Below are 21,998 nucleotides of genomic sequence, written 5' to 3'. Positions count from 1 at the left end.
GAATTGAATACAGCGATTGCCTTTATTTTAATTTTCGGTGCACTTGTATTTTTCCATGAACTTGGACATTTGTACTTTGCCAAACGTGCTGGCATTTTGTGTCGTGAATTTGCCATCGGTTTTGGTCCGAAATTGTATTCGTTTGAAAAAAATGAAACAGTTTATACAATTCGTTTACTTCCGCTTGGCGGGTATGTACGAATGGCTGGAGAAGATCCAGAAACAGTTGAACTAAAACCTGGTACAAAAGTGGGTCTTGTTTTAAATGAAAAAGAAGAAGTTACGAAAATTGTTTTGGATAATCGTGAAAAATATCCAAATGTTCGTGTCATTGAAGTAGAACAAGCTGACTTGGAACATAAGCTGATTATATCTGGATATGAAGAATATGAAGAAGAGTTACAAACATTTCGAGTACATGAGAAAGCGCATTGCGTTTCAGCAGGAGAGGAGACACAAATTGCTCCGTTTAACCGACAATTTGGTTCAAAGACATTAGGACAACGAGCACTTGCCATTTTTGCTGGTCCTGCAATGAACTTTGTGCTTGCTTTTGTAATTTTCATTGTAATCGGGCTTATTCAAGGTATTCCTGTTGATAAGTCGATGATTGGAAAAGTAATGCCAAATAGCATTGCCGAGAAAGTCGGATTACATGAAGGTGATAAGATTACATCTATTAATCAGCAACCAACAAACAGTTGGAAAGATATCACAAATATTGTCCGTGAAAATCCTGGAAAAGAAATTACGATGGATATAACGCGTGATAGCAAAAAAATGACAATTCAAGTTACTCCTGCTACTGAAAAAGAGGGCAACGTTACAGTTGGTAAACTCGGTGTACAATCACCTGTTGAAAAATCAGTCTTAGGTTCTATCAAATCAGGGTTTGAAGAAACATGCAGATGGACAAAGCTCATATTTGGCTCGCTTATTCAGCTAGTTACAGGACATTTTTCTATTAACGATTTATCTGGTCCAGTAGGGATTTATAATTTAACAGACAAAGTTGTAGAATATGGTACGATTCGTGTTCTTAGCTTAGCGGCTGTTTTAAGTATAAATCTTGGTTTGTTTAACTTATTACCTGTTCCTGCACTTGACGGAGGGCGACTTTTCTTTTTCTTAATTGAAGCGCTCCGCGGGAAGCCGATTGACCGTCAAAAAGAAGGAATGGTTCACTTTATTGGTTTTGCCTTATTAATGTTACTTATGTTAGTTGTAACATGGAATGATATACGAAAGTTTTTCTTATAAAAGAGGTGCTATAGAATGAAACAAAGTATGGTATTTAGTCCTACACTGCGTGAAGTGCCAGCTGATGCAGAAATTAAAAGTCATCAGCTTCTATTGCGCGCAGGATTTATGCGTCAAAATGCTTCAGGCATATATAGTTTTTTACCGCTTGGCCTGAAAGTGTTGCATAAAGTGGAACGAATTGTTCGTGAAGAAATGGAGAAAGCTGGTGCTGTAGAATTATTAATGCCAGCTCTTCAAGCAGCTGAATTATGGCAAGAATCTGGCCGCTGGTATTCATATGGTTCAGAATTAATGCGTATGAATGATCGTAATAATCGTGAGTTTGCTTTAGGAGCAACGCATGAAGAGGTGATTACAGATCTTGTACGTGACGAAATTAAGTCATATAAGAAATTACCTTTGACACTTTATCAAATTCAAACAAAATTCCGTGATGAGCAAAGACCTCGTTTTGGTTTGTTACGTGGAAGAGAATTTTTAATGAAAGATGCATATTCTTTCCATGCAACGCAAGAGAGTTTAGATGAAGTATATAACCGCTTGTTCCAAGCGTACTCTAATATTTTCACACGTTGCGGTTTAAATTTCCGTGCTGTTATCGCTGACTCTGGAGCGATGGGCGGAAAAGATACACATGAATTTATGGTATTATCAGATGTAGGAGAAGATACAATTGCATATTCTGATACATCTGACTATGCTGCAAATATTGAGATGGCACCAGTTATTGCTTCTTATGAAAAGAGTGATGAAGTAGAAAAAGCGCTTGAAAAAGTAGCAACGCCAGATCAAAAAGCAATTGAAGAAGTATGTGCGTTCTTAAATATTGAAGCAACAAATTGTATTAAGTCTATGGTCTTTAAAGTAGACGAGAAGTTTATCGTTGTACTTGTTCGCGGAGATCATGAAGTAAACGATGTTAAGTTGAAAAACTTATACGGTGCTTCTGTTGTTGAACTTGCATCGCATGAAGATGTAAAAGAGTTGTTAAACTGTGAAGTCGGTTCTTTAGGTCCAATTGGCACAGCAGAAGTAGAAGTCATTGCTGACCATGCGGTTGAAGCTATCGTAAATGGATGTTGCGGAGCAAATGAAGAAGGTTTCCATTACGTAAATGTAAATCCAGGACGTGACTTTAAAGTAAGCCAATATACAGATTTACGTTTCATCCAAGAAGGAGACCTTTCTCCAGACGGCGAGGGAACAATTCGTTTTGCTCGTGGTATTGAGGTTGGACATGTATTTAAACTTGGTACTCGCTATAGTGAATCAATGAATGCAACGTTCTTAGATGAAAATGGTAAAACACAGCCGATTATTATGGGCTGCTACGGAATTGGTGTATCTCGTACGGTTGCGGCTATTGCTGAGCAATTTAATGATGAGAATGGTTTGGTTTGGCCAAAAGCAGTTGCGCCATTCCATGTACACGTAATTCCAGTAAATATGAAATCTGATGCACAGCGTGAAGTGGGCGAAAATATCTATAATTCATTACAAGAACAAGGATATGAAGTGTTATTAGATGACCGCGCAGAGCGTGCTGGTGTAAAATTTGCTGATGCAGATTTATTCGGTCTTCCAGTTCGAGTTACAGTTGGTAAAAAAGCTGATGAAGGTATTGTTGAAGTAAAAGTACGTGCAACAAATGAATCTGCAGAAGTAAAAGTCGAAGAACTTCACACATACATTGCAAATATTTTAAAATAAGAAGAGGTACCTCCAGGTGAGGTACCTTCTCTTTCTTTGTGGAACGTTTCAATTTATAATAGCAGGTGGAAGGAGGTTGCTTATGTCATTAACAAACGAACAACAAGAGCGATTTCAAATTTTGCTCCAACAGTTAAAAATGCCTGAAGACCTTATCAATCAATATTTACAAGGTGGTGGCATTCAAAGGTTAGTTGTTGATAAAGCAAATAAGAGTTGGCATTTTGATTTACAAGTACCACGTATTTTACCAACACAATTATATGAATTGCTTGAAACACAGCTTAAGCAGTCATTTTCTCATATTGCAAAAACGTCATTTTCACTAGAAACAGAGAATAAGCAATTTACGGAAGAAGAGGTTAAGGCGTATTGGCCGCTCTGTACAGAGCGAATTACTTTCTCGCCTATGTTTGCGTATTTAAAAAAGCAACTTCCGCATGTAAACGGAGTGAAGTTGTTACTTGATGTGAATAATGATTTAGAATCTACTGCGCTAAAGAAAAATCTTGCGAAGTCAGTCGGAGACCAATATGAAGTTTTTGGATTTCCTCGTTTTCAGCTAGAAACAAATATAAAACAAAATGAAGAGGAAGTTCAAAAGTTTCGTGAACAAACACAGCAAGAGGATCGCCAGCGTGTTATACAAGCCATGGAAGAAATGGCCAAGAAACAAGCTGAAGAAAGTGATATTGTACACGAGGGGCCGATTGTACTCGGTTATCTCATTAAGCCTGATGAGGAGATTACACCACTTCGTGAAATTCAAGATGAAGAAAGAAGAAAAACTGTTCAAGGTTATGTCTTCCATGTGGAAACAAAAGAACTTCGTAGCGGGCGTACGTTATTGACATTAAAGATAACTGATTATACCGATTCCATTATGATTAAAATGTTTTCACGCGATAAAGAGGATATTCCGCTCTTACAATCATTGAAAAAAGGAATGTGGGTAAAAGCGCGTGGATCGGTTCAAAATGACACGTTCGTTCGAGACTTGGTTATGATTGCAAACGATATTAATGAAATAACAGGCCCGTCTCGGAAAGATAAAGCAAATGAAGGAGAAAAAAGGGTAGAGCTTCATATGCATACACCGATGAGCCAAATGGATGCTGTAACTTCCGTATCTACACTTGTGAGTCAAGCGGCAAAATGGGGACATGAAGCGATAGCTGTGACAGATCATGCTGTTGCACAAGCTTTCCCTGAAGCGTATTCTGCTGGAAAAAAAGCTGGAATTAAAGTGATTTTTGGTGTAGAAGCAAACCTTGTGAATGACGGTGTGCCAATTGCTTATAATGAGGAACATCGATTACTTGCAGACGAAACATATGTTGTATTTGATGTTGAGACAACAGGATTATCAGCTGTATATGATACAGTTATTGAGCTTGCTGCAGTGAAAATAAAGGACGGAGAGATTATTGATCGTTTTGAATCCTTTGCAAATCCACATCAACCATTATCAGCAACAATCATTGAATTAACAGGTATTACAGATGATATGCTAACGGATGCCCCAGAGGTAGAAGAGGTATTTAAAAAGTTTGAACAGTGGATTGGTAATCATACACTTGTAGCTCATAATGCAAGCTTTGATATGGGATTTTTAAACGTTGGATTTAAGAAAAGCGGATTAGAAAAAACGAAAAACCCAGTTATTGATACGTTAGAGTTGGCCCGGTTCTTATTTCCAGAGATGAAAAACCATCGTTTAAATACGTTATGTAAAAAGCTTGATATTGAATTAACACAACATCACCGTGCGATTTATGATACAGAAGCAACAGGGTATTTGCTTGTGAAAATGCTGAAAAATGTAATTGAAAAAGGATTTGAATATCACGATCAGTTAAATGACAGTATGGGACAAGGAGATGCGTATAAACGTGGACGTCCAAGTCATGTGACACTTCTTGCAACGTCAGATGAGGGACTGAAAAATTTATATAAACTTGTTTCTTACGCGCATCTTCAATACTTCTATCGTGTACCGCGTATTCCGCGTTCTTTATTAAAGAAGTATCGCGAAGGTATTTTAGTCGGTACAGCCTGCGATAAAGGTGAAGTATTTGAAGCAATGATGCAAAAGGCACCAGAAGAAGTAGAGGAAATTGCGCAGTTTTATGATTACATTGAGGTCATGCCTCCAGTAGTGTTACGACATTTGGTAGAGCTTGAGCTCGTTCGTGATGAAGGCCAATTAAAAACAATTATTTCTAACTTAGTAAAGTTAGGTGAAACGTTAGATAAGCCTGTTGTTGCAACCGGAAATGTTCATTATATAAATCCAGAAGATGCAATGTACCGGAAAATTTTAGTCAGTTCGCAAGGCGGAGCGAATCCATTAAATCGCCATTCATTGCCGCCTGTGTATTTCCGAACAACAGATGAAATGTTAGAATGCTTCTCCTTCTTAGGCGAAGAGAAAGCAAAAGAAGTTGTTGTAACAAATACACAAAAAGTTGCATCGATGATTGGTGAAGTAAAGCCTGTAAAAGATGACCTTTACACTCCAAAAATCGAAGGTGCAGATGATGAAACGCGGGATATGAGTTATAAAATGGCTCGAAGTATTTATGGAGATGAACTTCCAGAAATTGTAGAAGCCCGTTTGGAAAAAGAATTGAAAAGTATTATTGGACATGGATTTGCTGTTATTTATTTGATTTCGCATAAACTTGTAAAGAAATCACTTATTGATGGCTATCTTGTGGGTTCACGTGGTTCAGTTGGTTCATCATTTGTTGCGACAATGATGGAAATTACGGAGGTAAACCCATTGCCGCCGCATTATGTTTGTCCAAATTGTAAGCAATCGCAGTTCTTTAATGATGGTTCGGTCGGTTCTGGATTTGATTTACCTAATAAAGATTGTCCAAACTGTGGAACTGCATATAAAAAAGACGGTCATGATATTCCGTTCGAAACGTTCCTTGGCTTTAAAGGAGATAAGGTTCCGGATATTGATTTGAACTTCTCAGGAGAATACCAACCTCGTGCCCATAACTATACGAAAGTACTGTTTGGTGAAGATAATGTATATCGTGCTGGAACGATAGGTACCGTTGCCGAAAAAACCGCGTATGGTTATGTGAAAGGCTATGCTTCCGATCATAATTTAACGATACGAGGAGCAGAAGTAGATCGCCTTGTAGCAGGGTGTACTGGTGTTAAGAGAACGACAGGACAACATCCAGGTGGTATTATCGTAGTGCCGGATTACATGGATGTCTTTGATTTTACACCTATTCAATATCCAGCAGATTCTTTAGAGGCAGAATGGAGAACTACACATTTTGATTTCCATTCTATTCATGATAACTTATTAAAACTTGATATACTTGGACACGATGATCCGACAGTGATTCGCATGCTTCAAGATTTAAGTGGAGTGGATCCAAAGACCATTCCAACTGATGATCCAGAAGTAATGAAAATTTTCTCAGGTACAGAATCACTTGGCGTAACAGAGGAACAAATTAACTGTAAAACAGGTACACTTGGTATCCCGGAATTTGGTACGAAATTCGTTCGCCAAATGTTAGAAGAAACGAAGCCGACGACATTCTCAGAGCTTGTCCAAATTTCTGGACTATCTCACGGTACAGATGTATGGCTTGGAAACGCAAATGAACTCATTTATGATGGTACATGTACATTGAGTGAAGTAATCGGTTGTCGTGATGACATTATGGTGTATTTAATTTACCAAGGTTTAGAACCATCTTTAGCGTTTAAAATTATGGAATCTGTGCGTAAAGGGAAAGGTGTGCCTCCAGAGTGGGAAGAGGAAATGCGCAACAATAATGTACCGGGATGGTATATTGAATCATGTAAAAAGATTAAGTACATGTTCCCGAAGGCCCATGCGGCAGCGTATGTACTCATGGCTGTGCGTATTGCGTATTTTAAAGTGCATTTTGCACTCTTATTCTACGCAGCATATTTTACTGTTCGTGCAGATGATTTTGATCTAGATGCGATGGTAAAAGGTTCAGCATCTATCCGTGCTAAAATTGATGAAATTACGCAAAAAGGATTAGATGCATCGCCAAAAGAGAAAAGTTTACTAACAGTATTAGAGATGACACTTGAAATGTGTGAACGTGGTTATTTATTCCAAAAAGTTGATTTATATCGCTCTAGTGCAACTGACTTTATTATTGATGGGGATACATTGATTCCGCCGTTTAATGCAATACCTGGTCTTGGTACAAATGCTGCATTAAATATTGTAGCAGCACGTAAAAATGGCGAGTTTTTATCGAAAGAGGATTTACAACAGCGCAGTAAGATTTCCAAAACAATTATTGAGTATTTAGATAGTCAAGGTTGTTTAGGAGAACTACCAGATCAAAACCAGCTATCATTATTCTAATAGGTAGGAAAAGTCTTTGCAAAACTATGGTTACTATGCTATACTAGATAGCGAGATAACCATGTCATGTATATTTTGTGAAAAAAAGAGTGGGGAAACCCACTCTTTCGTTTTACTATCTACGTTTCTGCGTCTGAAATTTTCGTAGACGTTTCTGTCGTATATACATATTTTGTTACAAGTTTTACTTCTTAAATTTGGTAATACTAAGACAGATATTCCCTGCTTATGAGCAGGGGCTTTTGTTAGCTAACGAGAAAGAATATACAAACTGCATTGGTTAAAAGTACGCAGGATGAAATCTTTCAACTGTTACATGGCGGCAGAAAGGAGGCTGTTTATGGATAAGAAAGTTACAGAAGTTGTTGAAGCACTTGCGCAGCCAATTGTCGAAGAGCTTGGACTTGAGCTTGTAGATGTAGAGTATGTGAAAGAAGGAAAAGATTGGTTTTTACGCGTATCCATTGACTCTGATACAGGAGTAGATATTGAAGAATGTGGTGCGGTAAGTGAGCGATTAAGTGAAGCTTTAGATAAAGAGGATCCAATTCCTCATCTTTACTTTTTAGATGTATCCTCTCCAGGAGCGGAGCGTCCATTAAAGAAAGAAAAAGATTTCCAGCAAGCAGTAGACAAACAAGTTGCAATTAAAACATACGAGCCAATCAATGGTGAGAAAATGTTTGAAGGGAAGCTGCTTGCATATGATGGAACAACGATTACATTACTATTAACAATCAAAACACGTAAAAAAGAAATCCAAATTCCGATGGATAAAGTTGCCAATGCGCGACTTGCAGTTACGTTTTAGTAAGAAGGGGGATCTTCATGAGCACTGAGTTGTTAGATGCTTTGCTCGTATTAGAACAAGAAAAAGGTATTAGCAAAGATATTATTATTGATGCTATTGAAGCAGCTTTAATTTCTGCTTATAAACGAAATTTCAACCAGGCGCAAAATGTTCGCGTTAGCTTCAATCCTGAAGTTGGGACTATTCAAGTATTAGCGCGTAAGGATGTAGTCGAAAATGTCTTTGACCCACGTCTTGAAATTTCTGTTGAAAAAGCAAGACAAATTAACCCAAACTACCAAGAGGGCGACGTATTAGAGATTGAGGTAACGCCAAAAGATTTCGGGCGTATTGCAGCACAAACAGCAAAACAAGTTGTGACGCAGCGTGTACGTGAAGCAGAACGTGGCGTGATTTATTCTGAGTTCAGCGACCGTGAAGAAGACATTATGGTCGGTATTGTACAACGCCAAGATGCTCGCTTTATTTATGTAAGTTTAGGGAAAGTAGAAGCACTTTTACCAGTAAGTGAGCAAATGCCAAACGAACAGTACAAACCGCATGATCGCATCCGTGTTTTCATTACAAAAGTAGAGAAAACAACAAAAGGACCGCAAATTTATGTGTCACGTACGCATCCAGGCCTTTTAAAACGTTTATTTGAAATTGAAGTGCCGGAAATTTATGATGGAACTGTAGAAATTCGTTCTGTAGCACGTGAAGCTGGAGATCGCTCAAAAATCTCTGTGTACTCTGAAAATGTAGATGTAGATCCAGTAGGTTCTTGTGTAGGACCGAAAGGACAACGTGTACAACGTATCGTAGATGAGCTAAAGGGTGAAAAGATTGATATTGTTCGCTGGTCAAATGATCCAGTGGAATATGTAGCAAATGCATTAAGCCCATCACAAGTCGTAAAAGTGCTTGTAAACGAAGAAGAAAAAGCAACTACTGTAGTTGTTCCAGATCATCAACTTTCCTTAGCAATCGGTAAGCGTGGTCAAAACGCACGACTTGCGGCGAAATTAACGAATTGGAAAATTGATATTAAAAGCGAGTCTGATGCGAAACAACTGGGACTTTTAACAGAAGAAGATATGATGATCGCATTCGATTATGCTGAAGATGAAATCGAATAGAGGTGATGAACGTGAGCAATCGAAAAGTTCCGTTACGAAAATGTGTGGTAACACAAGAGATGAAATCAAAACGCGAGCTCATTCGCATTGTTCGTTCCAAAGAGGGAGTCGTGTCGATTGATTTGACAGGCAAACAATCAGGACGCGGTGCATACTTGTCAAAAGATAAAGAATGCATTTCTCAGGCGAAAAAGAAAAATGTTTTGGAACATCACCTAAAAGCGAAAATTGATGACTCTCTTTATGAAGAGCTAATTGAGCTTGTTGAGAAGGAGTCGAAGTAAGTGTCCAATTGGAAATCGTTTTTAGGGCTGGCTAATCGGGCCCGAAAGATTATATCGGGTGAAGAGCTTGTTTTAAAAGAAGTTCGAGGTGGAAAAGCAAAGCTCGTATTGCTTTCTGAAGATGCGTCAGCAAATACAACAAAGCGTATTACGGACAAAACAACGTTCTACAACGTACCAATGAGAAAGGTCGAAAATCGACAAGAGTTAGGGCATGCGATTGGGAGAGAAGAACGAGTCGTTGTAGCGGTGTTAGATGACGGCTTTGCTAAGAAGCTACTTAGCATGCTCGATACAACTTACCGGGGGTGAAGGTATGAGTAAAATTCGAGTACACGAATATGCAAAAAAGCACAATATCTCAAGTAAGGATATTATTACAAAACTAAAAGAAATGAATATTGAGGTTTCGAATCATATGGCGATGTTAGATGATGAAGTAGTAAACAAATTAGATAATCAGTATAATGATGGAGCAGAGAAAACTTCTGTTGCAGATGAGTTTGAAGTAGAAGAAAAAGTTGTTCGCAGCAAAAAGAACAGCAATAAGAATAAGAAAAAAGGCAAAGGGAATCAAGACAAGCGTCAAGAAAACTTTGCTGGAAGACAACAAATGCAAGTGGTAGAAACACCAGACAAAATCACTTTCTCTGGTACGCTTACAGTAGGCGAACTTGCGAAAAAATTAAGCAAAGAGCCATCTGAAATTATTAAAAAGCTCTTTATGCTTGGAATCATGGCAACAATTAACCAAGATTTAGATAAAGATACAATTGAGCTTATTGCTAATGATTACGGTATTGAAGTAGAAGAAGAAGTAATTGTTAGTGAAACAGAATTCGAGACGTTTATGGACGAGCAAGACGATGAAGAAAACTTAAAAGAACGTCCGGCTGTCGTTACAATTATGGGACACGTTGACCATGGTAAAACAACATTACTTGACTCTATTCGTAATTCAAAAGTAACTGCTGGTGAAGCGGGCGGAATTACGCAGCATATTGGTGCATACCAAGTTGAAGTAAACGACAAAAAAATTACGTTCCTAGATACACCAGGTCACGCAGCGTTTACAACAATGCGTGCACGCGGTGCGCAAGTTACGGATATTACAATTCTAGTTGTGGCAGCTGATGACGGTGTTATGCCACAAACAGTTGAAGCGATTAACCACGCGAAAGCAGCTGGAGTACCAATTATCGTTGCTGTGAATAAAATGGATAAACCATCAGCAAATCCAGACCGCGTAATGCAAGAGTTAACTGAGTACGAATTAGTTCCAGAAGCTTGGGGCGGCGATACAATCTTCGTACCAATCTCAGCTATTAAAGGTGAAGGAATTGACAACTTGTTAGAAATGATTCTTCTTGTAAGTGAAGTAGAAGAATATAAGGCAAATCCAAATCGCTATGCAACTGGTACAGTAATCGAAGCACAGCTTGATAAAGGTAAAGGAACAATTGCGACATTACTTGTTCAAAACGGTACACTTCGAGTAGGAGACCCAATCGTTGTTGGTACATCATTCGGCCGTGTTCGTGCGATGGTAAACGATATTGGTCGTCGTGTAAAAGTTGCTGGTCCATCTACTCCTGTTGAGATTACAGGTTTAAATGAAGTACCACAAGCAGGAGATCGCTTCATGGCATTTGCCGATGAGAAGAAAGCGCGTCAAATCGGTGAAGAACGTGCACAACAAGCATTGCTTGCACAGCGCGGTGAAAAATCTAAATTAAGCCTTGAAGATTTATTCCAACAAATTCAAGAAGGCGATGTAAAAGAAATTAACTTGATTGTGAAAGCAGACGTACAAGGTTCTGTGGAAGCAATGGCAGCATCACTTCGTAAAATTGATGTTGAAGGCGTAAAAGTAAAAATCATCCATACTGGCGTAGGTGCAATTACAGAATCTGATATTATTTTAGCTTCTGCATCTAATGCAATTGTAATCGGATTTAACGTACGTCCTGATGTCAATGCGAAGCGTACAGCTGAATTAGAAAACGTTGATATTCGTTTACACCGCATTATTTATAAAGTAATTGAAGAGATCGAAGCAGCAATGCAAGGTATGCTAGATCCTGAATTCGTAGAAAAAGTAATCGGTCAAGCAGAAGTTCGTCAAACATTCAAAGTAACGAAAGTTGGAACAATTGCAGGCTGTTATGTAACTGATGGTAAAATCACACGTGATAGCGGCGTACGTATCATTCGTGATGGCGTAGTTATTTTCGAAGGCCAACTTGATACGTTAAAACGTTTCAAAGATGACGTAAAAGAAGTTGCCCAAAACTATGAGTGTGGTATTACAATTGAAAGATATAATGATCTTAAAGAAGGGGACATCATTGAGGCGTACATTATGGAAGAAGTGAAGCGATGATTATCGCTTCACTCTCATTCGAATGTATAGTCTATGATGTGCATTCTTTAAAAGAGAAACGAGCAATTTTACAGCGTGTTTTAACTCGTGTGAAACAGCGTTACAATGTATCTGTTTCAGAAGTTGGGCATCAAGATGTATGGCAACGTACAGAAATTGCGATTGTTTCCGTATCCTCAAATCGTGTTATCTGCGAAAAAGAAATGAATCGTGTACTTGCCTATATTGATTCATTTCCTGAAATTGAACGTACGATAACACAATTGGAATGGTATTGAATGAGGTGATTAGTTATGAAGCTACGTGCAAATCGCGTGGGCGAGCAAATGAAGAAAGAATTAGGCGAAATTATCAGTCGCAAAATTAAAGATCCACGTATCGGTTTTGTGACGGTAACAGATGTGCAAGTAAGTGGGGATTTACAGATTGCTAAAGTATACATTTCTGTTTTAGGAGACGAAGAACAGAAAGAAAATACATTAAAAGGTTTAGCGAAGGCAAAAGGCTTTATTCGTTCCGAAATTGGACAACGTATTCGTCTTCGTAAAACACCTGAAATCTCCTTTGAATTTGATGAATCGATTGGATACGGTCATCGAATTGATACACTTTTACATGAAATTAATAAAGACGGTAAACGTGAAGAATAATGGATAGACATTTGTCTATCCATTTTTTCAATCTGAAGTAATTTTGACATACAATAAGTATAACGATGAGGTGAATATATGGAAGGTGTAGTGCTATTACATAAACCAAAAGGGATGACATCACATGATTGTGTATTTAAATTAAGAAAAATATTAAGAGAGAAACGTATAGGGCATACAGGGACTTTAGATCCGGATGTGACAGGTGTATTACCAATTTGTGTAGGACGTGCTACGAAAATTGCACAATTTTTAACGAGTGAAACAAAAACGTACGAAGGTGAAGTTACGCTAGGGTTTTCAACCAATACAGAAGATGCTTCAGGTGAAGTTGTTGAAAAACAAGATGTAAATCGTGTTATAACACGTCAAGAAGTAGAATCAGTATTAGGTGAATTAACAGGAACACTTGAACAAGTACCGCCAATGTACTCTGCTGTAAAAGTGAATGGAAAGAAATTATATGAATATGCAAGGGCGGGAATAGAAGTAGAGCGTCCAGTTCGTACAATTACGATTCATGAGTTCATTCTACTTGATAATCGTGAATTATTTGAAGGAGAGACAATTTCCTTCCGTTTTCGTGTGACTTGTAGTAAAGGAACATACGTAAGAACATTAGCTGTTATGATTGGGGAAAAACTTGGATTTCCGGCGCATATGTCCGACCTTGTGAGAACAGCATCAGGAGAGTTTAAATTAGAAGATTGCATATCATTTGAAGAAATTGAGCAAAACGTGCACAATGGAACAGTGGAATCTATCTTTATTTCCATTGATGAATCATTACATAAATTCCCAAAAATGATTGTTAATGAAGAACAAGCGGAAAAAGTAAAGAATGGTATGTTCTTACCGAATAAAGAGCAATTGAAAGCGCCATTTATTACAGTCTTTGATGAAAATAAACGCTGTTTAGCGATTTATGAGCATCATCCAAAACATCCAGGGATGTTGAAACCGATGAAAGTACTTGTGAATAATCAAGAACTACAGCTATAATGAATAATTGGAAGGATTATTACAGAAAAAGGTGAATTCAAACGTGAAACTCATTCATTTAACTCATCCACATGACCAAAATAAAATAGAATTACCACCTACTGTAATGGCATTAGGATTTTTTGATGGCATTCATTTAGGGCATCAACGTGTGATTCGAACAGCAAAAAAAATAGCGGATGAAAGAGGATATAAAAGTGCTGTCATAACGTTTCATCCACACCCATCTGTTGTGTTAGGAAAAAAAGAAGCGCATGTGGAGTATATTACACCGTTATCTATTAAAGAAAAAGTAATTGCGGATTTAGGGATTGATATGTTATATGTGGTGAAATTCGATGAATCATTTGCTGGATTACTGCCACAACAATTTGTAGATGATTATATCATCGGGCTAAATGTAAAGCATGTAGTAGCAGGTTTTGACTATTCATATGGACGTTTAGGAAAAGGGACGATGGAGACTTTACCATTTCATGCAAGAGGGGAGTTTACACAGACCGTGATCGAAAAAGTTGAATTTCAAGAGGAAAAAGTAAGTTCCACATTATTGCGAAAACATATTCGCAATGGAGAAATGGAACAAATACCATTTATTTTAGGTAGACCATATACTCTTGAAGGAACAGTTGTTCATGGAGATAAGCGCGGACGCCAAATTGGTTTTCCGACAGCGAATGTTGCTCTAAATGATGAATATCTTTTACCGCCTGTTGGTGTATACGCCGTTCGAATGAAAGTAAATGATGAGTGGCATGAAGGTGTATGTAATATCGGATATAAACCTACTTTTACGGAAAATGAAAAACAGCTTTCTATTGAAGTGCATCTTTTTGAATTTCAGCGTGATATATATGATGAGTCTGTTGTTGTAGAGTGGCACATACGAATTCGTGAAGAAAAAAAGTTTAACGGAATTGATGAGTTAGTTGCACAAATTGCAAAAGATAAAAGAACGGCAGAAGATTATTTTAGCCGTGCAAATAATATACTTGCTTTTTCTAATGAAAAGTAGTATTCTATCTTATGTACTTTACAATAACCATTGCTTGGCATTACGACTCACCGACGTTTGCTAGGTAACTGGGGATATATTAATTAGGAGGTGAAATAGGATGGCTTTAACACAAGAGCGTAAAAATGAAATCATAGCACAATTTAGAACTCATGAGACTGATACTGGTTCTCCAGAGGTTCAAGTTGCTGTCCTAACAGAGCAAATTAACACTCTAAATGAGCACTTACGTACTCACAAGAAAGATCATCATTCACGTCGCGGTCTTTTAAAGATGGTTGGTAAACGTCGTAATTTACTTACTTACCTTCGTAACAACGACATCACTCGCTACCGTGAACTAATCACAAAGCTTGGATTACGTCGATAGTCAAAAAAGCGGGAATATTCCCGCTTTTTTGTTAGGTAAAAATATATCTTCTACTCTTTATAGCTTATTGTATTTTCGGTAATACTAGAGGAAGAATATTGTGATATATTATCCATTTACATAGAAGAATTGAATATTTTAAATTGAGAGGGGTACTTAAATGAGTCAGGAAAAGCAAGTCTTCTCGATAGATTTGGCTGGTCGTCAGCTAACAATTGAAACAGGTCAGCTTGCAAAACAAGCAAACGGGGCAGTTTTAGTAAGATATGGCGACACAGCGGTTCTATCTACAGCAACTGCATCAAAAGAAGCAAAAAATGTAGATTTCTTCCCACTAACAGTAAACTATGAAGAACGTTTATATGCAGTAGGGAAAATTCCAGGTGGCTTTATTAAACGTGAAGGTCGTCCAAGTGAGAAAGCGATTTTAGCGAGCCGTTTAATCGATCGTCCAATTCGTCCTCTTTTTGCTGATGGTTTCCGTAATGAAGTACAAGTTGTCAGCATTGTTATGAGTGTAGATCAAGATTGTTCTTCAGAAATGGCAGCTATGCTTGGTTCTTCATTAGCATTATCGATTTCGGATATTCCATTTGAAGGTCCGATTGCTGGTGCGACAGTTGGGCGTATTGACGGCGAATTTATTATTAATCCAACAGTTGAACAACAAGAGAAGAGTGATATTCACCTTGTTGTTGCTGGAACAAAAGATGCGATTAACATGGTAGAAGCTGGTGCAGACCAAGTGCCTGAAGAAACGATGTTAGAAGCGATTATGTTTGGTCATGAAGAAATTAAACGTTTGATTGCATTCCAAGAAGAGATTGTACAAGCAGTTGGAAAAGAAAAAACGGAAGTTCAATTATATGAAGTGAACGCTGAGCTTGATCAAGCTGTACGTGAAATGGCAGAGCAAGATATGCATGCAGCAATTCAAGTGCATGAAAAACATGCGCGTGAAGATGCAATTAATGCAGTGAAAAAGCGTGTTATCCAGCATTATGAGACGCAAGAAGCTGATGCTGAAACATTAGGACAAGTAAATGAGATTTTATATAAAATTGTAAAAGAAGAAGTACGTCGTCTTATTACAGTTGAAAAAATCCGCCCAGATGGACGTAAAGGTGATGAAATTCGTCCTTTAGCATCAGAAGTAGGGATTTTATCTCGTACGCATGGTTCTGGTTTGTTTACACGTGGACAAACACAAGCATTAAGTATTTGTACATTAGGAGCATTAGGTGATGTGCAAATTTTAGATGGTCTTGGTGTAGAAGAATCCAAACGATTTATGCATCATTATAACTTCCCGTCCTTTAGTGTTGGGGAAACAAGACCAATGCGTGGCCCAGGTCGTCGTGAAATTGGTCACGGTGCGTTAGGTGAACGTGCTCTTGAACCTGTTATCCCATCTGAAAAAGATTTCCCATATACAGTTCGTCTTGTATCAGAAGTATTAGAATCAAATGGTTCTACTTCTCAAGCAAGTATTTGTGGTAGCACTTTAGCGATGATGGATGCAGGTGTTCCTCTTAAAGCACCGGTTGCTGGTATTGCAATGGGACTTGTGAAGTCTGGTGAACACTATACAATTTTAACAGATATTCAAGGTATGGAAGATCACTTAGGTGATATGGACTTTAAAGTAGCTGGTACAGCTAAAGGTGTAACAGCACTTCAAATGGATATCAAAATTGAAGGTTTATCTCGTGAAATTTTAGAAGAGGCATTGCAACAAGCCAAAATTGGACGTATGCACATCTTAGATCATATGTTATCTGTTATTGCTGAGCCTCGTAAAGAGTTATCCCGATATGCTCCTAAGATTGTTACAATGACAATCAATCCGGACAAAATCCGTGATGTTATTGGGCCAAGTGGAAAGCAAATTAACAAGATTATTGAAGAAACAGGCGTGAAAATTGATATTGAACAAGATGGTACAGTCTTTATTTCATCTATTGATCAAGAAATGAATGAAAAAGCGAAGAAAATTATCGAAGATATCGTTCGTGAAGTGCAAGTAGGTGAAATTTACTTAGGAAAAGTAAAACGAATTGAAAAATTTGGTGCTTTCGTCGAATTATTCAGTGGTAAAGACGGTCTTGTTCATATTTCTGAACTAGCACTTGAACGTGTAGGGAAAGTAGAAGATGTTGTGAAAATCGGTGATGAGATTTCAGTGAAAGTTATCGAAATCGATAAACAAGGTCGTGTAAACTTATCTCGAAAAGTATTGCTTAAAGAAGAGCAGGAAAAAGAAGCTGCAAAACAAGAGCAAGAACAAAAACAAGAGCAAGAATAAGCAAAAGCTAAGGGATTCCCTTAGCTTTTTTATTATGTAAAAAACCTTGGGATATATCTCAAGGTTTTTTTGTATATAACAGAGTATAGTTTTAATGAGAACGTTTAAATTAACAATGATAAGGAAAGAAACTGTTGATTATTTTAGTTTAACGAGGTGTACATCAAAAGAATAGAAGGGAAATTAGACTAACTATTAGTCGGTGGATGAAAAGTCCTTGACTGATGGGAGTTTTACTTTATTGGAGGTTGCTTTATGAAAATTCGCATTACTTTACTTATAGTTATATTATGGTTCTCCGCTATGCATGTTTCAAATATATCGTATGCAAAAGACCGTTTGTATGAGGAAATTGAAGAAAACGCAAAAGTGTATGCGATTCCAGCGCAAAATGCATGTATTGATAAAGTGTGGAAAGCGACGCCAGGGTATAATGGGAAAGAGGTGGATATACGAGCTTCTTATGAGAACATGAAGAAGCAGGGGCGTTTTGATGAGAAACAATTGGTATATCGAGAAGTATCGCCAAAAGTACATTTAGGAGACCTATCACCTGCACCTATTTATAGAGGGAATCCGAGCAAAAAAATGATTGCACTTACCATTAATGTTGCTTGGGGGAATGAATATCTTTCACGAATGTTAGAAGTACTGCAAAAGCATAATGTTAAAGCAACTTTTTTTCTAGAGGGAAGATGGGTTAAAGAAAATTTACGTTTTGCAAAAATGATCGCAGATGCTGACCAGGAAGTGGGAAATCACTCGTATACGCATCCTGATATGAAAACTTTGTCGGTATCTGCAATTCATGAACAATTACAAAAAACGAATCAAGTTATTGAAGCAGCAACAAATCAAAAAGTGCGTTGGTTTGCACCTCCAAGTGGTAGTTTTCGTGACGATGTTGTTCATACTGCTGCAAAATTGCATATGGGGACAATTATGTGGACAGTGGATACAATTGATTGGAAGCATCCAGAACCGCACGTATTACTACAGAGAGTGTTAAGTAAAGTACATCCCGGTGCCATTATTTTAATGCATCCAACTTCTTCTTCAGCAGAATCGCTTGATACATTGATTTTAAAGCTAAAAGAGAAAGGGTATACTGTAGGGAACGTATCTGCTTTAGTAGACGAAAAGCGTATTGATTAAACACATTTGCATGACATTCGCCCTTAAACTTGTTATGATTATATAATAGAATCTTTTTACAGAGAATTTGTCAATAGGAGGAAGGCTTTTGATAAAAAAATATACATGTAAAAATGGAGTAAGAATCGTAATGGAGCATATTCCAACAGTACGTTCTGTTGCAATTGGAGTATGGATTCATGCGGGATCGCGAAATGAGAATGAAAAGAATAATGGAATTTCGCATTTTTTAGAACACATGTTTTTTAAGGGAACGAAAACACGTAGTGCTAGAGAAATTGCAGAGTCCTTCGACAGTATTGGCGGCCAAGTAAATGCATTTACATCAAAGGAATATACATGTTACTATGCGAAAGTGTTAGATGAGCATGCGAAATACGCACTTGATATTTTAGCGGACATGTTCTTTCATTCAACGTTTGTTGAAGAAGAATTGAAAAAAGAAAAAAATGTTGTGTTTGAAGAAATTAAAATGTATGAAGATACACCAGATGATATTGTCCATGATATGTTAACGAAAGCAACGTATGAGAAGCACCCGCTGGCATATCCTATTTTAGGAACAGAACAAACGCTTGAAACGTTTACAGGTGATACGCTTCGTGAATATATGAAAAATCATTATACGCCAGAAAATGTCGTTGTTTCCATTGCTGGTAACATCGATGAATCCTTTGTTCAAATCGTCGAACAATATTTTGGGAATTATGAAGGAACGACAAATCGCGAACAAGTACATAACCCTAGTTTTCATCCAAATAAAGTAGCGCGCAAAAAAGAAACAGAACAAGCTCATTTATGTTTAGGATTTAAAGGATTACAGATGGGCGATAAAAGTATTTATAATCTGACTGTATTAAATAATATTCTAGGTGGCAGTATGAGTAGTCGTTTGTTCCAAGAAGTACGTGAGCAACGCGGGTTAGCCTATTCTGTATTTTCCTATCATTCTTCTTATGAAGATACAGGTATGTTAACAATTTACGGAGGAACGGGCAGTCAGCAACTCGATATGTTGTACGAAACAATTCAACAAACACTTGATACATTAAAAAATACAGGTATCACAGAAAAAGAATTACTTAACAGTAAAGAGCAACTAAAAGGAAATCTTATGTTAAGTTTAGAAAGTACAAATAGTCGGATGAGCCGCAATGGTAAAAATGAATTACTTCTAAAAAAACATCGTTCTTTAGATGAAATCATTGAAAGTGTAAACAGTGTTACAAAAGCAGATGTAGATACATTGATTCGCAACATGTTCACAGATGAGTTTTCTGCAGCGCTGATTAGTCCAAACGGAGAACTTCCAAAAGGGATAAGTCAAAAATAAACAAGTAAAAAAACCGTTTCTTATTAAGCAGAAACGGTTTTTTAATTTGTATTTGCATATCTATTCATTTAATTGTTTTAGCATAAAAGTTGCTACTATGCAGCATACAATATGATCTGCGCTCGCTCTCTTGAAAAGAAAAGAAGTTTTTATATCATTTTTTTACTTATATATGGGTATTTTTTTTGAAGTTTAGAATAGGTACTTAATATAAAGCAATCTTTTCATTAGAGTGTTATGTAAGGAGAGGATGGAATGCGATTAAGTGAGCTAAGCGGGAAAGAAATTGTTGATTTACAGCGTGCGGAAAGAATGGGAGTACTAGGGCATGCCGACCTAGAGATTGATGAAAAAGATGGTAAGATTCAAGCGCTCATTATTCCAGTTGGAAAATGGGGAGGATTTAAACGAGGACAACAAGAAGTGCGCGTGGAGTGGAGTAGAATTAAAAAAGTGGGGCAAGATATGATTATTTTTGATCTTGCTAATTATTCAGATTCTAATTAAAAGATGACCGTTACGGTCATCTTTTTTATTGTGGGAATCCATAGATGTAAATCATCGTTACTTTGTTGTTTTCAATCACCTTAAACTCGTATATTACATATGATGTGGAGGAAAACGAAAAAGTAGGCACTTTTCTTATAATGAGAGAAAAAGAAGGTGAAGAAAAGAATGTTGACTGATATTCATATTGCTGTCATAGGAGGAGATGCCAGGCAGCTTGAAGTCATTCGTAAGCTAGTTGAGCTTGATGCAAGACTCTCATTAGTAGGCTTTGATCAACTTGATCATGGATTTACAGGATCAGCAAAAGAGAGTATGCAAAATCTCGATTTTACTTCTTTAGACGCTATCATTTTACCGGTAGCTGGAACAGATGCAAACGGACAGATTGATACAATTTTTTCTAATGCGAAAGTTAGGATTACAAAAGAACAAATCGAAAATACACCAGCACATTTTACGATATATTCAGGTATTAGTAACACTTACTTAGATACAATTGCTTCTTCAACGAATCGAAAACTTGTCAAATTGTTTGATCGTGATGATGTAGCAATTTATAATTCAATTCCAACTGTTGAAGGGACCATTATGATGGTTATTCAACATACCGATTATACAATTCATGGATCTACAGTAATGGTATTAGGTTTTGGGCGAACTGGAATGAGTGTAGCAAGAGCGTTTCAGTCACTAGGAGCGAAAGTGAAAGTAGGTGCTCGTCGTTCTGAGCATATTGCTCGTATTACAGAGATGACATTTACGCCATTTCAAATGCGAGATATAGAGCGAGAAGTACCAGATGTTGACATTGTTATCAATACAATTCCCCATCTTGTTGTAACGGCAAGTGCAATTTCAAAAATGCCTGCCCATACATTAATTATTGATTTAGCCTCTAAACCGGGAGGGACAGACTTCCGCTATGCAGAAAAGCGAGGGATTAAAGCCTTGTTAGCTCCTGGACTTCCAGGGATTGTGGCACCAAAAACAGCAGGACAAATTCTTGCAAATGTCCTTTCTAATTTATTAATTGCAGATGTAGACGTAAGAAAGGAGAATAAAAAATGAGTGTAAAAGGTAAACGAATTGGTTTTGGATTAACAGGCTCACATTGTACGTATGCAGAAGTCATGCCGCACTTAGAAAAACTTATTGCGGATGGAGCGGAAGTACTCCCTGTCGTATCGTATACCTTACAAACGACAAACACAAGATTTGGTGAAGGTGCAGAGTGGATTGAGAAGATAGAAGCCATTACAGGTCATAAAGTAATTGATTCTATTGTGAGGGCAGAACCGCTTGGGCCTAAAATTCCATTGGATTGTATGGTTATAGCGCCGTTAACTGGAAATACGATGAGCAAATTTGCGAATGCAATGACAGATTCACCCGTATTAATGGCTGCCAAAGCTACACTACGAAATGGTAAACCTGTTGTATTAGCAGTTTCAACGAACGATGCTCTTGGATTAAATGGTGTGAATATGATGCGCCTTATGGCTACAAAAAATATTTATTTTGTGCCGTTTGGGCAAGATGCACCGCATAATAAGCCGAACTCTATGGTAGCGCGTATGGAATTACTACAAGATACAATTGTAGAATCAATGGAAGGAAAACAATTGCAACCTGTAGTTGTAGAAAAATTCAGGTATATGAATTAACAAGCAAAAAACAGACAATTTTTTTCATGAAACCATCATTC

The 21,998-nt window shown here is 37.5% G+C and carries 19 protein-coding genes; all 19 read left to right on the top strand.

What is annotated here, in order from left to right; all coding sequences use genetic code 11:
• The first annotated feature begins 3 nt into the window (after positions 1–3).
• The 19 genes from rseP to MR076_RS07985 all read left to right on the top strand — a co-directional run bounded on the left by rseP (position 4) and on the right by MR076_RS07985 (position 21,957).
• Positions 4–1,260, top strand: coding sequence for an RIP metalloprotease RseP (gene rseP, locus MR076_RS08075; RefSeq protein ID WP_242219485.1), 1,257 nt, complete (start codon positions 4–6; stop codon positions 1,258–1,260).
• A gap of 15 nt (positions 1,261–1,275) precedes the next feature.
• Complete coding sequence (locus MR076_RS08070; RefSeq protein ID WP_242219483.1) at positions 1,276–2,973, top strand: proline--tRNA ligase; 1,698 nt, start codon at positions 1,276–1,278, stop codon at positions 2,971–2,973.
• Between the two features lie 82 nt (positions 2,974–3,055).
• A complete protein-coding gene (locus tag MR076_RS08065; RefSeq protein WP_242219482.1) occupies positions 3,056–7,357 on the top strand; it encodes a PolC-type DNA polymerase III in 4,302 nt (1,433 codons plus the stop codon).
• 340 nt (positions 7,358–7,697) lie between these two features.
• Positions 7,698–8,168 (top strand): ribosome maturation factor RimP, encoded by a 471-nt coding sequence (gene rimP, locus MR076_RS08060; RefSeq protein WP_242219480.1) that lies wholly within the window; start codon positions 7,698–7,700, stop codon positions 8,166–8,168.
• A gap of 17 nt (positions 8,169–8,185) precedes the next feature.
• Entirely contained in the window at positions 8,186–9,286 is a 1,101-nt protein-coding gene (nusA, locus tag MR076_RS08055) for a transcription termination factor NusA (RefSeq protein WP_242219478.1), read from the top strand.
• A gap of 11 nt (positions 9,287–9,297) precedes the next feature.
• On the top strand, positions 9,298–9,570 hold the full coding sequence (gene rnpM, locus MR076_RS08050) for an RNase P modulator RnpM (RefSeq protein ID WP_020059150.1): 273 nt from the start codon (positions 9,298–9,300) through the stop codon (positions 9,568–9,570).
• Positions 9,571–9,882: a YlxQ family RNA-binding protein gene (locus tag MR076_RS08045; protein WP_020059149.1), complete on the top strand. Its 312-nt coding sequence runs from the start codon at positions 9,571–9,573 to the stop codon at positions 9,880–9,882.
• Positions 9,883–9,886: 4 nt separating this feature from the next.
• Complete coding sequence (gene infB, locus MR076_RS08040; RefSeq protein ID WP_242219476.1) at positions 9,887–11,953, top strand: translation initiation factor IF-2; 2,067 nt, start codon at positions 9,887–9,889, stop codon at positions 11,951–11,953.
• Entirely contained in the window at positions 11,950–12,231 is a 282-nt protein-coding gene (locus MR076_RS08035; protein WP_242219474.1) for a DUF503 domain-containing protein, read from the top strand. Before infB ends, MR076_RS08035 begins: the two co-directional genes overlap by 4 nt.
• A gap of 15 nt (positions 12,232–12,246) precedes the next feature.
• Positions 12,247–12,603: a 30S ribosome-binding factor RbfA gene (gene rbfA, locus MR076_RS08030; RefSeq protein WP_035428960.1), complete on the top strand. Its 357-nt coding sequence runs from the start codon at positions 12,247–12,249 to the stop codon at positions 12,601–12,603.
• 78 nt (positions 12,604–12,681) lie between these two features.
• Positions 12,682–13,605 (top strand): tRNA pseudouridine(55) synthase TruB, encoded by a 924-nt coding sequence (gene truB, locus MR076_RS08025; RefSeq protein ID WP_242219472.1) that lies wholly within the window; start codon positions 12,682–12,684, stop codon positions 13,603–13,605.
• A gap of 43 nt (positions 13,606–13,648) precedes the next feature.
• Positions 13,649–14,620, top strand: a complete 972-nt coding sequence (gene ribF, locus MR076_RS08020) for a bifunctional riboflavin kinase/FAD synthetase (protein ID WP_242219470.1) — start codon at positions 13,649–13,651, stop codon at positions 14,618–14,620.
• 100 nt (positions 14,621–14,720) lie between these two features.
• Positions 14,721–14,990, top strand: a complete 270-nt coding sequence (gene rpsO, locus MR076_RS08015; RefSeq protein ID WP_020059143.1) for a 30S ribosomal protein S15 — start codon at positions 14,721–14,723, stop codon at positions 14,988–14,990.
• A 160-nt stretch (positions 14,991–15,150) separates the two neighbouring features.
• Positions 15,151–17,295 (top strand): polyribonucleotide nucleotidyltransferase, encoded by a 2,145-nt coding sequence (pnp, locus tag MR076_RS08010; RefSeq protein ID WP_242219468.1) that lies wholly within the window; start codon positions 15,151–15,153, stop codon positions 17,293–17,295.
• 255 nt (positions 17,296–17,550) lie between these two features.
• On the top strand, positions 17,551–18,450 hold the full coding sequence (locus MR076_RS08005; RefSeq protein ID WP_242219466.1) for a polysaccharide deacetylase family protein: 900 nt from the start codon (positions 17,551–17,553) through the stop codon (positions 18,448–18,450).
• A gap of 88 nt (positions 18,451–18,538) precedes the next feature.
• Entirely contained in the window at positions 18,539–19,783 is a 1,245-nt protein-coding gene (locus MR076_RS08000; protein WP_242219464.1) for a M16 family metallopeptidase, read from the top strand.
• Between the two features lie 255 nt (positions 19,784–20,038).
• Positions 20,039–20,290, top strand: a complete 252-nt coding sequence (locus MR076_RS07995) for a YlmC/YmxH family sporulation protein (RefSeq protein ID WP_090912798.1) — start codon at positions 20,039–20,041, stop codon at positions 20,288–20,290.
• Between the two features lie 168 nt (positions 20,291–20,458).
• Complete coding sequence (gene dpaA / locus MR076_RS07990; protein ID WP_242219462.1) at positions 20,459–21,361, top strand: dipicolinic acid synthetase subunit A; 903 nt, start codon at positions 20,459–20,461, stop codon at positions 21,359–21,361.
• On the top strand, positions 21,358–21,957 hold the full coding sequence (locus tag MR076_RS07985) for a dipicolinate synthase subunit B (RefSeq protein ID WP_242219460.1): 600 nt from the start codon (positions 21,358–21,360) through the stop codon (positions 21,955–21,957). Before dpaA ends, MR076_RS07985 begins: the two co-directional genes overlap by 4 nt.
• Positions 21,958–21,998 lie beyond the last annotated feature (41 nt).

The organism is Bacillus cereus group sp. BfR-BA-01380, from assembly GCF_022663535.1.
Lineage (GTDB): Bacteria > Bacillota > Bacilli > Bacillales > Bacillaceae_G > Bacillus_A > Bacillus_A cereus_BB.
This window is presented reverse-complemented; position numbering and strand designations above follow the sequence as displayed.

What these genes read in the sequence shown, in the direction of transcription:
- rimP (WP_242219480.1), top strand. Translation starts at nt 7,698, where the DNA reads ATGGATAAGAAAGTTACAGAAGTTGTTGAAGCACTTGCGCAGCCAATT.
- infB (WP_242219476.1), top strand. Translation starts at nt 9,887, where the DNA reads ATGAGTAAAATTCGAGTACACGAATATGCAAAAAAGCACAATATCTCA.
- MR076_RS08070 (WP_242219483.1), top strand. Translation starts at nt 1,276, where the DNA reads ATGAAACAAAGTATGGTATTTAGTCCTACACTGCGTGAAGTGCCAGCT.
- rpsO (WP_020059143.1), top strand. Translation starts at nt 14,721, where the DNA reads ATGGCTTTAACACAAGAGCGTAAAAATGAAATCATAGCACAATTTAGA.
- MR076_RS08065 (WP_242219482.1), top strand. Translation starts at nt 3,056, where the DNA reads ATGTCATTAACAAACGAACAACAAGAGCGATTTCAAATTTTGCTCCAA.
- dpaA (WP_242219462.1), top strand. Translation starts at nt 20,459, where the DNA reads ATGTTGACTGATATTCATATTGCTGTCATAGGAGGAGATGCCAGGCAG.
- MR076_RS07985 (WP_242219460.1), top strand. Translation starts at nt 21,358, where the DNA reads ATGAGTGTAAAAGGTAAACGAATTGGTTTTGGATTAACAGGCTCACAT.
- truB (WP_242219472.1), top strand. Translation starts at nt 12,682, where the DNA reads ATGGAAGGTGTAGTGCTATTACATAAACCAAAAGGGATGACATCACAT.
- MR076_RS08035 (WP_242219474.1), top strand. Translation starts at nt 11,950, where the DNA reads ATGATTATCGCTTCACTCTCATTCGAATGTATAGTCTATGATGTGCAT.
- MR076_RS08005 (WP_242219466.1), top strand. Translation starts at nt 17,551, where the DNA reads ATGAAAATTCGCATTACTTTACTTATAGTTATATTATGGTTCTCCGCT.
- nusA (WP_242219478.1), top strand. Translation starts at nt 8,186, where the DNA reads ATGAGCACTGAGTTGTTAGATGCTTTGCTCGTATTAGAACAAGAAAAA.
- pnp (WP_242219468.1), top strand. Translation starts at nt 15,151, where the DNA reads ATGAGTCAGGAAAAGCAAGTCTTCTCGATAGATTTGGCTGGTCGTCAG.
- MR076_RS07995 (WP_090912798.1), top strand. Translation starts at nt 20,039, where the DNA reads ATGCGATTAAGTGAGCTAAGCGGGAAAGAAATTGTTGATTTACAGCGT.
- rbfA (WP_035428960.1), top strand. Translation starts at nt 12,247, where the DNA reads ATGAAGCTACGTGCAAATCGCGTGGGCGAGCAAATGAAGAAAGAATTA.